The 12405-nt window shown below is 59.6% G+C and carries 11 protein-coding genes; 3 read left to right on the forward strand and 8 right to left on the reverse strand.

Going from position 1 to position 12405, the window contains the following annotated elements:
• Window positions 1–250: 250 nt before the first annotated feature.
• The gene (locus PMI32_RS19720; RefSeq protein ID WP_008027335.1) at window positions 251–946 is read left to right on the forward strand and encodes an HAD-IA family hydrolase; all 696 of its coding nucleotides are present in this window, start codon (window positions 251–253) and stop codon (window positions 944–946) included.
• A gap of 144 nt (window positions 947–1090) precedes the next feature.
• On the opposite strand, the gene PMI32_RS19715 is transcribed toward PMI32_RS19720, so the two are convergent.
• A complete protein-coding gene (locus tag PMI32_RS19715) occupies window positions 1091–1837 on the reverse strand; it encodes a 3-oxoacyl-ACP reductase family protein (RefSeq protein ID WP_008027336.1) in 747 nt (248 codons plus the stop codon).
• Window positions 1838–1963: 126 nt separating this feature from the next.
• On the opposite strand from PMI32_RS19715, the gene PMI32_RS19710 reads away from it, so the two are divergent.
• Window positions 1964–2887, forward strand: a complete 924-nt coding sequence (locus PMI32_RS19710) for a LysR family transcriptional regulator (RefSeq protein WP_008027337.1) — start codon at window positions 1964–1966, stop codon at window positions 2885–2887.
• A 107-nt stretch (window positions 2888–2994) separates the two neighbouring features.
• On the opposite strand, the gene PMI32_RS19705 is transcribed toward PMI32_RS19710, so the two are convergent.
• The 3 genes from PMI32_RS19705 to PMI32_RS19695 form a co-directional block, all read right to left on the reverse strand.
• On the reverse strand, window positions 2995–3723 hold the full coding sequence (locus tag PMI32_RS19705) for an aspartate/glutamate racemase family protein (RefSeq protein WP_008027338.1): 729 nt from the start codon (window positions 3721–3723) through the stop codon (window positions 2995–2997).
• A gap of 57 nt (window positions 3724–3780) precedes the next feature.
• Window positions 3781–5307: an NCS1 family nucleobase:cation symporter-1 gene (locus PMI32_RS19700; protein ID WP_008027339.1), complete on the reverse strand. Its 1527-nt coding sequence runs from the start codon at window positions 5305–5307 to the stop codon at window positions 3781–3783.
• Window positions 5308–5881: 574 nt separating this feature from the next.
• On the reverse strand, window positions 5882–6622 hold the full coding sequence (locus PMI32_RS19695; RefSeq protein WP_008027340.1) for a phosphoadenylyl-sulfate reductase: 741 nt from the start codon (window positions 6620–6622) through the stop codon (window positions 5882–5884).
• A gap of 173 nt (window positions 6623–6795) precedes the next feature.
• Here PMI32_RS19695 and thrH point away from each other — a divergent pair, with 173 nt between their 5' ends.
• On the forward strand, window positions 6796–7413 hold the full coding sequence (gene thrH / locus PMI32_RS19690; protein ID WP_008027341.1) for a bifunctional phosphoserine phosphatase/homoserine phosphotransferase ThrH: 618 nt from the start codon (window positions 6796–6798) through the stop codon (window positions 7411–7413).
• A 105-nt stretch (window positions 7414–7518) separates the two neighbouring features.
• Here the strand turns inward: thrH and pabB are convergent, their stop codons facing one another.
• The 4 genes from pabB to rloA form a co-directional block, all read right to left on the reverse strand.
• On the reverse strand, window positions 7519–8856 hold the full coding sequence (gene pabB, locus PMI32_RS19685; RefSeq protein WP_008027342.1) for an aminodeoxychorismate synthase component I: 1338 nt from the start codon (window positions 8854–8856) through the stop codon (window positions 7519–7521).
• A gap of 191 nt (window positions 8857–9047) precedes the next feature.
• Window positions 9048–10034 carry an alpha-L-glutamate ligase-like protein gene (locus tag PMI32_RS19680; protein ID WP_008027343.1) on the reverse strand — a complete coding sequence of 329 codons (987 nt, stop codon included), beginning with the start codon at window positions 10032–10034 and terminating at the stop codon, window positions 9048–9050.
• A complete protein-coding gene (gene rloB, locus PMI32_RS19675) occupies window positions 10034–11569 on the reverse strand; it encodes an osmotic stress tolerance membrane protein RloB (protein ID WP_008027344.1) in 1536 nt (511 codons plus the stop codon). Before rloB ends, PMI32_RS19680 begins: the two co-directional genes overlap by 1 nt.
• Window positions 11570–11574: 5 nt before the next feature.
• Window positions 11575–12111 (reverse strand): retropepsin-like aspartic peptidase RloA, encoded by a 537-nt coding sequence (gene rloA / locus PMI32_RS19670; protein WP_008027345.1) that lies wholly within the window; start codon window positions 12109–12111, stop codon window positions 11575–11577.
• Window positions 12112–12405: the final 294 nt, after the last annotated feature.

Here is a 12405-nt window from a genome sequence, read left to right on the forward strand (position 1 = left end):
CGCGCGGATAAATTGGGGTCGCGAGACTTTGCGGGGGATCAACGAGGAAAGAAGTCGGGAAAGGAGGTGTTTGGTGTAGGGCGAATCGCTAAATCATGCTCAGCGATTCGGCGAAGGTTTTGTCACCGTCGGGAGATTGCCCGTTGCTCTCTGCCGGCCGCGCTCGCTATGCTGCTGAACCCTTTAATCAAATCCCGGAATCAGCTATGCCTGAGCCAACCGGGGTGTCATTAAAAACGGATCAGATGCGATGAATGCACCGCTGAAAGAGTTCGGCCCGATCAAAGCCGTGATTTTCGACATGGACGGCTTGCTGCTGGACACCGAGGGCATTTACACCGAAGTCACGTCGATGATCGCCGAGCGATATGGCCGGACCTTCGATTGGAGCGTCAAACAGAACATCATCGGCCGTGGTGCGGGTGATCTGGCGCGTTATGTGGTTGAAGCGCTGGATCTGCCGATTACCGCCGAGGAATTCCTGGTGATCCGCGAGCCGCTGATGCGCGAGCGTTTTCCCACCGCGCTGGCGATGCCAGGTGCCGAGGAACTGGTGCGGCACTTGAAGGCCAACAACATTCCGATCGCGGTGGGCACCAGTTCGTCGCGTCTGTCGTTCGGCCAGAAAACCACGTTGCACCGTGACTGGTTTGCGCTGTTCGACTTCGTCGTGACAGCCGATGACCCGGAAGTCGGTGCGGCCAAACCGGCGCCGGACATCTTCCTCACCGCAGCGCGCCGACTGGGCGTGGCGCCCGGGGATTGTCTGGTGTTCGAAGATTCGCCGTTTGGCGTGACTGCGGCGAAAGCGGCGGGGATGACGGCGATTGCGATTCCCGACGCCGCGATGGCCGACGAAAAATACGCACACGCCGATGGCATTCTTCGTACGTTGAAAGCGTTCAAGCCGAGTGCGTGCGGTTTGCCGGCGCTTGAGTGGGCTTAATGCGGTAGGCGCAAAGACGCAGACCAATGTGGGAGCGAGCCTGCTCGCGATGACGGTGTGTCAGCCGACGTTAATGTTGCCTGACGCACTGCTTTCGCGAGCAGGCTCGCTCCCACATTTTATTTTGCGTTTGACTGGGCCGTATCAGGCGCCGAAACCACCGTCGATAGTCAGGCTGGCACCGGTGATGTAACCGGCTTCCGGGCCTGCAAGATAAGCGACGAAGCTGGCGATTTCTTCAGCTTTACCATAACGACCCACAGCCATCAGCGGGATCAGGCTTTCGGCGAAGTCGCCGCTGGCCGGGTTCATGTCGGTGTCGACCGGGCCCGGTTGCACGTTGTTGATGGTGATGCCCCGTGGCCCAAGGTCGCGTGCCAGGCCTTTGGTCAGACCGACCAGCGCCGCTTTGCTCATCGCGTACGGGCCACCGCCGGCGAAGGGCATGCGGTCGGCGTTGGTGCTGCCGATGTTGATGATGCGACCGCCTTCGGTCATGTGTTTCGCGGCGGCCTGGGTGGCGATGAACACGCTGCGTACGTTGATCGCCAATGTCTGGTCGAAGTCTTCGAGTTTGAAGTCTTCCAGCGGGGCAACGGCCAGCACGCCAGCGTTGTTGACCAGGATGTCCAGGCGACCGAAGGCTTTGACGGTGGCGCTCACGGCGTTGCGAATCGCCTCGGCGTCGGCACTGTCAGCCTTGATGGCCAGCGCTTTGCCGCCGTTGGCGGTGAGGCTGTTTTGCAGTTCTTCGGCCTTGGCCGTGGAGCTTACGTAGGTGAAGGCAACCGTCGCGCCTTCAGCGGCCAGGCGTTTGACGATGGCAGCGCCGATGCCGCGGGACCCGCCTTGAATCAAAGCCACTTTGCCGCTGAGGTTCTGAGTAGTCATGTCGATCTCCAAAGTCGCCGTGGCGAGATGCCGCGGTTGATGGAGCCTAGTATTGATTCAGGATTACAGGCTGTGTAGACGGTAATTGCGATAGTCTGTGTAAACCAAAAGTTTATAGTGGCGCTTATGGAAACCTTCAGCAGTATCGAATGCTTCGTGCGCAGCGCCGAAGTCGGCAGCTTTGCCGAGGCCGCGCGACGCCTGAGCCTGACCCCGGCGGCGGTGGGCAAGAGTGTGGCAAAGCTTGAGGCGCGGCTCGGTGTGCGGCTGTTTCAGCGCAGCACCCGTAGCCTGACGCTGACCGAGGCCGGCCATCTGTTTCTCGGCGAAGTCAGTTCCAGCCTGCACACGATCCAGAATGCCGTGGCCAATCTCGCGAGCGCCGAAGGACGTCCGGCGGGAACGCTGAAAGTCAGCATGGGCACGGTGTTCGGGCGGTTGTATGTGGTGCCGTTGCTGGGCGAGTTTCTAAGGCGGTTTCCGGCAATCAATCCGGACTGGCATTTTGATAACCGCCAGGTCGATCTGATTGCACAAGGGTTCGATGCCGCGATTGGCGGTGGATTCGAGCTGCCGCAGGGCGTGGTCGCGCGCAAGCTGACGCCGGCGCATCGGGTGTTGGTTGCGTCAGCCGAATATCTGGCGGGGCGCGAAATGGTCGTTGAACCGGATGATCTCAAGCATCACGACGGGATTCTGATTCGGTCGCCGCAGACGGGGCGAGTGCGCTCCTGGCAATTGACCAGCCGCACCCAGCAACACAGCCCTTTGACGCTAAAGGCGCGGATGACCATGAGCGATTCTGAAGCAGCGTGTGCGACGGCGGTTCAGGGGTTGGGCATTGCATTGGTGAGCATGCCGTTCGCTTCGGGTTATCTGGAAGCCGGGACGTTGCAGCGGGTATTGCCGGACTGGTTTGTCGACGATGGCAACATTTCCATTTACTACGCTGAGCACAAATTGTTGCCGGGCAAGACGCGGGCGTTTGTGGATTTCATTATTGAGCAGTTTGCGGAGCAGGGGTTGGCATCGCGGTTTAGTGCGGTTTGAGCCAGGATTGAAACCGAGTCGGCCCTTTCGCGGGCAAGCCTCGCTCCTACAGGGATCACACGTATTCTGTAGGAGCGAGGCTTGCCCACGAAAAACGATAACGCGGTCTACCGCCCAAACCGCCCCGGCCAGCCAATGATGTGTTTCGGCCGAGGCGTCGCATACGTCCTGACCTTCGACGTCGACAACCCCAATCGCACCAGCGACTCGGCAATCGTCACCGCCGCCGTCACGCCATCTACGACCGGCACCCCGGTGCGCTGACGAATCTGCTCGTCCAGCCCGGCCATCCCGCCGCAACCGAGGCAAATCACTTCGGCTTTGTCTTCCAGTACTGCCAATTCCGCCTGACGAACAATCGCCTCAAGCGCCCGTTGCGGGTCGGATTCCAGTTCCAGCACCGCCAGGCCACTGGCCCGCACGGATGCACAACGGTCCCACAACCCTGAGAGTTTCAGCCGATCCTCGATCAACGGCACGGTACGGTCCAGCGTGGTGACCACCGAATAGGCATGACCGAGGAACATCGCCGTGCTGGCGGCAGCGTCGGTGATGTCCACCACCGGTACGTTGAGCAGTTCCTGCAACCCTTCGCGACCGTGCTCGCCGTAACCGGCCTGAATCACCGCATCGAAGGGTTGATCGTAGGACATCACTCGATCCATCACGGCGATGGCAGCCAGGTAGCTTTCGAAATTGCCTTCGATGGAATCGGCGCCGAAGTGCGGTGTCAGGCCGATGATTTCGGTGCCTGGCGCGGCCACGGCTTGAGCCGAACGGGCGATGGCCTGGGTAATGGATTCGGTGGTGTTGACGTTGACCACGAGAATTCGCATGGAAAGTCCTTATAGCGGGGTGGTTCTGCGGCCCGACGGTGCCGGGCCGTCATGGGGTTAATGGCTGACGTTATCGACCGCGATGGCTTCGCCGCTGACATCCGCGTAGTGCGGCTGCCGCTTGGCGATGATCAGGTACAGCATTCCGGCAATCCCGGCACCGATCAGCCAGGAGAACGGCGATACGAGATGGAAACCCGGCACCAGCGCCAGGACGATTGCGATCAGTGCTGCAGGAATGAACGCCGCGACCGCACGTAAATTGACGCCACGGCTGTAGTAATAAGCGCCGTCGGGATCTTCGCTGTACAACTGCGGCACGTTGATCTGACCTTTTCGTACAAGCCAGTAGTCGACCATGATCACTCCGTACAACGGGCCGAGCAGGGCGCCGAGGCCGGACAGGAAATACACGATCACCAACGGGCTGTTGTAGAGGTTCCACGGCAGGATCAGCACGGCGATGGTCGCGCTGATCAGCCCGGCGCGGCGGAAGGTCAGGTATTTCGGTGCCAGGTTGCTCAGCACGAAGGCCGGAGCGACGAAGTTGGCCATGATGTTCACTGCCACGGTGACGATCAGGAAGGCCAGGCAACCGAGGACCAGGAAGAAAGTATTGGGGATCGACGCGATGATTTCCGTCGGGCTTTCGATGATCCGGCCATTGATCTGAAATTGCGCACCGCAGAGCAGGACAGTGATGGCGGCGAACACCAGAATGTTCACCGGCAGGCCCCAGAAATTTCCGACCTTGATCGTCTTGCGGCACGGCGAAGAGCGGGCGAAATCGCAGAAGTTGAGGATCAGCGTGCCGTAGATCGCCAGCCACAACGCGCCACCGGCAAAAATGTTGCGCCACATCTCGCCGCCAGTCTGCGGCTCACGGATCGACCACGCGATGGTCGCGTTGGCCTGGGTGTACATCCACGCAGCCAGGGCGGCGACGGTCAGCAGAATCACCGGACCGGCAAACGCTTCATAGCGCCGCACCATCTCCATCCCGTAGGCAAGAATCGCCAGTTGTACCAGCCAGATCGCGACGAAACACACCCAGCCCAGGCTCGACAGACCGAGGATCGAGTTGTGGTCGTAGTCGGCGAATCCCGGATGCACCGCCGTCAGCAGCACGCGAAACACCACCGAGGCGAGGTACGTCTGAATGCCGAACCAGGCGATGGCGATAACGGCGCGGATCAATGCAGGAATTTGCGCCCCATGGATACCGAAACTGATCCGGCTGATGACCGGAAACGGCACACCGGTTTTCTGGCCCATGTAGCCGGAGAGGTTCATGAAGCAATACACCAGCGCCGCGCCGATCCCGAGCGACAACAGAATCTGCCAGCCTCCCAGACCTAACGCATACAGTCCGATGGCGAAGGAGTAGTTGGCGATGTTGTGAACGTCGTTGGTCCACAGGGCAAAAATGCTGTAACGGCCCCAGCGTCGGCCTTCGGCTTTGGTCGGTGCCAGGTCTTTGTTGTGCAGGCGCGGGCTGAGCACCACGGGGTCTTGAAACGTTTGAACGGGGGAAGAGGAGGGCAGATCCAGCGCGATGTTGTTATTGGAGAGGCTAGTACGCATTCCGGCAGGCTCCGAGCTTGGCGTCGCGATGACTGTGCATGAGCGTGGGCTCGACAAATCTTCGTCGCGGACAACAAGCATCATTGGTTACGGGGCATCTGCAGCCTGTACGGGATAGGGCGCTTCAGGCTTGCGGATCTAAAGTGTGTGTATGTTTTGAGATGATTGTATACAAAACATGTATGCACTTAAGCCAGATCCATGCCAGTCAGCGATCTATAAAATTCACCGGTAATTTCGTTTTGTTATCTGTAATTGGTAAGTGACTGAAATAAAGACGATATAAATTGACCGATTGAACAGGTATTTATTTTTCGGCGGGATTCGCGGAGGTGTGAACGAGGGAGTGTCAGGCGGGATGAATGTAACTTTTCAGGGCGCAGAAACGAAAAGTGCACACATAAATGGCACCTAAGGTGACATTCGTGTGTACACATTTATTCAGATCAGTCACGAAACCTGTAGGAGCCGGCTTGCTGGCGATAGCGGTGTGTCAGTCGATGGAGGTTTTGACTGGTACGCCGCCATCGCCAGCAAGCCGGCTCCTACAAGGGAATTTTGTCAGGCCCGGGGATCAGGCTTTTGACTTGCTGATGATATTCCCCGCATGCAACCCGCATTCTTTCTGCGTCGCTTCTTCCCACCACCAGCGACCTTCACGCTCGTGCTGGTTCGGCAGCACCGGGCGGGTGCACGGTTCGCAGCCGATGCTGATGAAGCCGCGTTCATGCAGGCTGTTGTACGGCAGCTCGAGCATGCGGATGTAGCCCCAGATCTCTTCGCTGGTCATTTGCGCCAGCGGATTGAATTTGTACAGGGTGCGTTCCGGGGTGGAGAAGGCGGTGTCGATTTCCAGCACCGCAACGGCGCTGCGGGTGCCAGGGCTCTGGTCCCGGCGCTGGCCGGTGGCCCAGGCGGTCACGCCCGAGAGCTTGCGGCGCAGCGGCTCGATCTTGCGGATACCGCAGCACTCGCCATGGCCGTCCTTGTAGAAACTGAACAGGCCTTTTTCCTTCACGAACGGTTCGAGTTTCGTGTAGTCCGGCGACACCAGCTCGATGTCGATCTTGTAGTGCTCGCGCACTTGATCGATGAAGCGGTAGGTCTCGGGGTGCAGGCGGCCGGTGTCGAGGCTGAACACTTTGACGTTCTTGTTCAGCTTCCAGGCCATGTCTACCAGCACCACGTCTTCGGCGCCGCTGAAAGATATCCACAGGTCATCGCCGAACTCGGCAAACGCGAGTTTCAGGATGTCCTGGGCGGATTTGTTGGCATAGGTCGTGGCGAGTTCCACGACGTCGAACGTTGGGCTCATCAGGGCGGCTTCCTACAGGTCGGTGGCGCTGGGCGCTCTATATGGCCTTGATGGTAACAAAATCCTGCAACCACTGGCGCGCCCTCTGCGTTGCGCAGGTCAGTGCGAGTCGCTAGAGTTCGGCAGTCCTTTTGCTCGCTCGACTCAATAATCAATACAAATGGGAGTGTCTTGTGGAAATTGCCTGTCTGGATCTTGAAGGTGTGCTGGTCCCGGAAATCTGGATCGCCTTCGCCGAAAAAACCGGAATCGAATCCCTCAGGGCCACCACTCGGGATATTCCCGACTACGACGTGCTGATGAAGCAGCGCCTGCGGATTCTCGATGAGCATGGCCTGAAACTCACCGACATCCAGGAAGTGATCGCCACGTTGAAGCCGCTGGACGGCGCCATCGAGTTCGTCAACTGGCTGCGTGAGCGCTTTCAGGTGGTGATTCTGTCGGACACGTTCTACGAGTTCTCCCAACCGCTGATGCGCCAATTGGGTTTCCCGACCTTGCTCTGCCATCGCCTGATCACCGACGATGCCGGGCGGGTGACGAGCTATCAGTTGCGTCAGAAAGATCCGAAACGTCAGTCGGTTCTGGCGTTCAAGAGTCTTTACTACCGGGTGATTGCGGCGGGGGATTCCTACAACGACACCACGATGCTGGGCGAGGCGGATGCGGGGATTCTGTTCCATGCGCCGGATAACGTGATTCGCGAGTTTCCGCAATTCCCGGCGGTGCATACGTTTGAGGACTTGAAGCAGGAGTTCATCAAGGCTTCGAATCGGGCGTTGAGCCTGTAAATCCACACCCTGTAGGAGCGAGCCTGCTCGCGAAAAACCCGAGAACACCGCGGAGTGTCAGGCGTTTCAAGTCATCGTTGACGTACTTCGCGAGCAGGCTCGCTCCTACAGGTTTTGCAGGGTATCGAGCAACACCTTCACCTTGGTGATCGACTCCTGATACTCGGCCTGCCACTGCGAATCCGCAACGATCCCGCCACCGCCCCAGCAACACACCTGCCCATCCTTGACCAGCAAGCTGCGAATCGCGATTGAACTGTCCATCTCGCCGCGCACATCCAGATACAGCAACGAACCGCAGTACAAACCACGTCGGGTCGGCTCCAGTTCATCAATGATCTGCATCGCGCGAATCTTCGGCGCCCCGGTAATCGAACCGCCAGGGAAGCTGCCAGCGATCAGGTCCAGCGCATCCCGGTCATCCGCCAGTTCGCCGGTCACGCTGCTCACCAAGTGATGCACATTCGGATAGCTTTCGAGACTGAACAACTCCGGCACCCGCACCGAGCCAATGCGGCACGTACGGCCAAGGTCATTGCGCAGCAGGTCGACGATCATCAGGTTTTCCGCGCGATCCTTGGGGCTGGCCAGGAGTTCGGCGGCGTTCGCCGCATCTTCCGCTGCGTTTTGGCCTCGAGGGCGAGTGCCCTTGATCGGGCGGGTCTCCACGTGGCGGTCGCTGACTTTGACGAAGCGCTCCGGCGACAGGCTCAGCACTGCGCCACCGTCGGGCAGGCGCTGGAAACCGGAGAATGGCGTCGGGCACGCCGCGCGTAACGCGCAGTACGCGGCCCACGGATCACCTTGGCACTCGGCGCGGAAGCGCTGGGCAAAATTGACCTGGTAGCAGTCACCGGCCTGAATGTATTGCTGGATACGTTCTATTGCCTGGCGATAGTCATCAGCGCTCAGGTCGGCGCTCATCGGTGCCTTGAGCTTGAACGATTCGATCGTTTCAGCCACAGGATGACTGAACAGCGTGATCAGGCGTTGACGTTCGCTGTCGATCAACGAAGGGTGGAACACCAGCTGACTGGTCATCCGTTGGTGATCGGTGATCAGTGCCCAGTCGTAGAGCCCGAAACGCGCATCCGGCAAATGCAGATCGTCCTGTGCCTGGCTCGGCAGGTTTTCCAGGTGACGGCCGAAATCGTAGCTCAGGTAGCCGATCAGGCCGCCGGCGAAGGGCAGATCAGGCGCCAGCGTCGCTTCACCGAGTCGTGTCAGATTGTCGCGAAGGCGTTGCAGGAAATCGCCACCGCTTTCGTCAGGCATTACCGCCAGTTGTTCCAGTGGCCAGGCACTGAGCAGGTCATAACGCCCGCGATCAGCCGTTGGCCGGCCACTGTCGAGCAGCACGGCGCCGGGGGCATGACGGATCGCCGCGAAGTACTCGGCGGGGTTGGCGCGATAGGGGAGCGGATGTACGGAACAGGTCAGCATGGGCGGGGCAGATCAGCCATCGAGGCGGGGGTGGCGATTGTAGTCCCCTCGGGGAATTGCTCCTAGAGGGGATTGGTTACCTGTAGGAGCGAGCTTGCTCGCGATGGTCGTCAACGATGGCGATGGAAACGACACCCCGCGGGGTTCTCAGGTTCTTCGCGAGCAAGCTCGCTCCTACAGGAGAAGGGGATTTACCCCTCAACCGCAGGAATATGCCCGAACATCTCCTGCACAAACGCCATGCGTTCCTCGACGGTCTCGGTAATCCCGCGTGCTTTCAACTCTTCCAGCCGCGCCTCGACCGCATGGGTGCGCAACGTCAGGCCGCAATCATTGGCGATCTGGATGTTCAACCCCGGCCGGGCATTCAGCTCAAGAATCAGCGGCCCTTTCTCCTGGTCCAGCACCATGTCGACCCCGATGTAACCCAGTCCGCACAGCTCGTAACAGCCGGCCGCGAGTTTCATGAAGCCGTCCCAGTAGGGCAGTTGCACACCGTCCACCGCGTTGGTGGTGTCCGGGTGCTTGGCGATGATGTTGTTCAGCCAGGTGCCGCGCAGGGTCAGGCCGGTGGCGAGGTCGACACCGACGCCGATGGCGCCCTGGTGAAGGTTGGCCTTGCCGCCGGACTGGCGCGTCGGCAAGCGCAACATCGCCATGACCGGATAGCCCATCAACACGATGATGCGAATGTCCGGCACGCCTTCGTAGCTGATGCTTTTGAAGATCTGGTCGGGGATCACGCGGTATTCGATCAGTGCACGGTCACGGTGGCCGCCCAGCGAGTACAGGCCGGTGAGGATGCTGGAGACATGGTGCTCGATTTCCTCATGACTGATGATCTTGCCGGACACCGTGCGATAGCGCCCCTCGAAGCGGTCGGCAATGACAATGATGCCGTCGCCACCGGCGCCCTGGGCCGGTTTGATCACGAAATCGCTGCGCCCGCCGATGATTTCGTCGAGGTTGTCGATTTCCTTCTCGGTGGAAATCACGCCATACAGTTCCGGCACATGGATGCCGGCGGCGATGGCGCGCTCCTTGGTGATGATCTTGTCATCGACAATCGGGTACAGGCTGCGCTTGTTGTACTTGAGCACGTAGTCCGCGTTGCGCCGATTGATCCCCATGATGCCCCGGGCTTCCAGGGCTTTCCAGGTCTTCCAGAAGCCGAACATCAGGCGTCAGCCTTCTTCAGGAAAGCCTTGAAACGTACCAGTTCGGTCAGACGGTAGCCGCGATAACGGCCCATCGCCAGCATGAAGCCCACCAGGATCAGCAGGATTGCCGGGAAGGTGAACACGAAGTAAACCAGCTCCGGCACGCTCATGATCAGGTGCGCCAGGGATGCGGCGAACAACGTGCCGATGGCCACTTTCATCGCATGCCCGGAGCCGCGTTCTTCCCAGGTGATCGACAGGCGTTCGATGGTCATGGTCAGAATCACCATCGGGAACAGCGCCACGGACAACCCGCGTTCCAGGCCCAGCTTGTGGCTGAACAGGCTGATCGCCGCGATCAGCACAACCACGAAGGTCAGCACCACCGACAACCTCGGCAGCATTTGCAGCTTCAGGTGTTCAAGGTAGGAGCGCAGCGACAGCCCCAGCGCCGTGATGATGGTGAACAGCACAATGCCGAACCCGAGCTGGGTTTCGCGGAAGGCGAGGGCGATCAGCACCGGGGTAAAGGTGCCGAGGGTCTGCAGGCCGATCAGGTTGCGCAGGATCAGGATCACCAGCACGCCGATCGGGATCATCACCATGATCATGAAAGTCTGCTGGGTTTGCAGCGGCAGGCCGTACAGCGAGTATTCGAGGAAATTGGCGTCGGTGTTTTCGTCGGTCAGCTTGGCCAGGCGAATGGCGTTCATTTCGCTGTTGTTCATGCTGAAGGTGACGGTGGCTTTCTTGCCGCCATCGACGGTGATCAGGTTTTCGTCACCGGTCCACCACAACAGGCGGTCGGTCGGCAGGCCTTGTTCGCCGGTTTCCGGGTTGAAGTACAGCCAGTCGGTGCCGTTGAAGCTGCGCAGCCAGAGTTCCGGGGTTTGCGGCTGGTCGGCCACGAGGCGGATGGTGTGGACCTTTTCCACTGGCACGTGGGCGATGGACAGGACCAGTTCAACGATTCTGGCCTTGTGCCCGCTGGACGGATCGCCGCCCAGCAACAGTTTCACGTTGTCGTCGTTGACGTTGTTGACCCGCTTGATCGCTTCGCCGATGAAGGTTTCGACGTCGGCCGAGTGCTGGCGGATCGGCGCGAGCAAGGCTTCAGCGGCAACTTTTTCCGCGCCTTCGACGGCGATGCTGTCGCGGAAGGTCGGGCCTTTGACCTTGGATTTTTCCCCGGTGTAGCGCTTGGTCAGCACCAGGCGGTAATAAAGGGTCTGGTTGCCTTTGGCCCGACGTGCCGACCAGGTCACCTTGCGGTTACCGTCGATACGGTTCACGGCCACGCCATAATTATTGGAGATGAAGCTTTCGTTGAGGCTGACGAAATCACGGCTCAGCGGTGGCACGAACATCTGGATCTTGACCGGGTCTTTGGCACTGGCGACGAACTCGACCTTGGCGTCGATGTTCCACAAGTCGTCGGTGGCGTCTTCGGTCACGGGAATGCCGAGCACGAAGATCTGATAGGCCGTAACTGAAATGCCCAGCACCACCAGGATGGCGATCAGCATTTTCAGATGGAGGGTAAGAGAGCGCATTGGAATTACTCTGCGGTATGAGCGTCGGTGGCGCAGGCGGGTTTGCCAGCAGCGTATTTAAGACTGGGGTCGACCAGCGCATCAAAGCGCTTGAGCGCTTCGGAGCCGATCAGGAGCGGGTATTGGAAAGCGCTGCGGTCGGTAAGGTTCACTTCGATACTGCGTAACGCCGAGCCCATGCAGATATCCAGCTCGATCACCGGACGGGCGGTGTACTTCTTGCCTTCTTCCGGATCGTAGTCGCCGGCACGGCGCTTGATCTTGCTGACGCGGGCCAGTGGTCGTTCGATCGGGTGCGAGTGCGCGGCGTCGATCGCCAGATAGAAGCGCACCCAGGACTCGCCATTACGTTTGAAGCGTTTGATGTCGCGGGCGCTCAGGGAGGCGGTTTTCGCCCCGGTGTCGAGTTTGGCCGCGACTTCCAGATTGATGCCGTCCAGCGAGGCGTACTCGTTGAGGCCGTACACGGTTTTTTCCCCCGCCACGGCGACACCGGGCAGGCAAAGCAGATAAAGGAAGGTGGGGAAGGGCTTGAGTCTCATAAATCCTGGTGCGCAGCGGTCCGTGTTCGATTCAAGGCCCTGGCATTGCTGCGCAAGCTCCCTCGTATGCCTATCAACTATTTGTGACAGTTCGTGCAGATGTCACAAACAAATGCGGGCGGCATTCTAGCACGGTGGTTTTATGGCGCCAGCGCTGGGCTCTTGGGTTTGGTGTTTGGGTGATGGGGGGTATATCCGTTATTTGGGTGATGGCGGGGATTGGTTTCGCCCTTACGGCGAGTCACTTTGGAAAAGCCCCAAAGTAACCAAAGGGCTCTTGCCCCTTTCGTTCGG

It is taken from the genome of Pseudomonas sp. GM60, assembly GCF_000282415.1.
Lineage (GTDB): Bacteria > Pseudomonadota > Gammaproteobacteria > Pseudomonadales > Pseudomonadaceae > Aquipseudomonas > Aquipseudomonas migulae.

What these genes read in the sequence shown, in the direction of transcription:
- PMI32_RS19720 (WP_008027335.1), top strand. Translation starts at nt 251, where the DNA reads ATGAATGCACCGCTGAAAGAGTTCGGCCCGATCAAAGCCGTGATTTTC.
- PMI32_RS19715 (WP_008027336.1), bottom strand. Translation starts at nt 1,837, where the DNA reads ATGACTACTCAGAACCTCAGCGGCAAAGTGGCTTTGATTCAAGGCGGG.
- PMI32_RS19710 (WP_008027337.1), top strand. Translation starts at nt 1,964, where the DNA reads ATGGAAACCTTCAGCAGTATCGAATGCTTCGTGCGCAGCGCCGAAGTC.
- PMI32_RS19705 (WP_008027338.1), bottom strand. Translation starts at nt 3,723, where the DNA reads ATGCGAATTCTCGTGGTCAACGTCAACACCACCGAATCCATTACCCAG.
- PMI32_RS19700 (WP_008027339.1), bottom strand. Translation starts at nt 5,307, where the DNA reads ATGCGTACTAGCCTCTCCAATAACAACATCGCGCTGGATCTGCCCTCC.
- PMI32_RS19695 (WP_008027340.1), bottom strand. Translation starts at nt 6,622, where the DNA reads ATGAGCCCAACGTTCGACGTCGTGGAACTCGCCACGACCTATGCCAAC.
- pabB (WP_008027342.1), bottom strand. Translation starts at nt 8,856, where the DNA reads ATGCTGACCTGTTCCGTACATCCGCTCCCCTATCGCGCCAACCCCGCC.
- PMI32_RS19680 (WP_008027343.1), bottom strand. Translation starts at nt 10,034, where the DNA reads ATGTTCGGCTTCTGGAAGACCTGGAAAGCCCTGGAAGCCCGGGGCATC.
- rloB (WP_008027344.1), bottom strand. Translation starts at nt 11,569, where the DNA reads ATGCGCTCTCTTACCCTCCATCTGAAAATGCTGATCGCCATCCTGGTG.
- rloA (WP_008027345.1), bottom strand. Translation starts at nt 12,111, where the DNA reads ATGAGACTCAAGCCCTTCCCCACCTTCCTTTATCTGCTTTGCCTGCCC.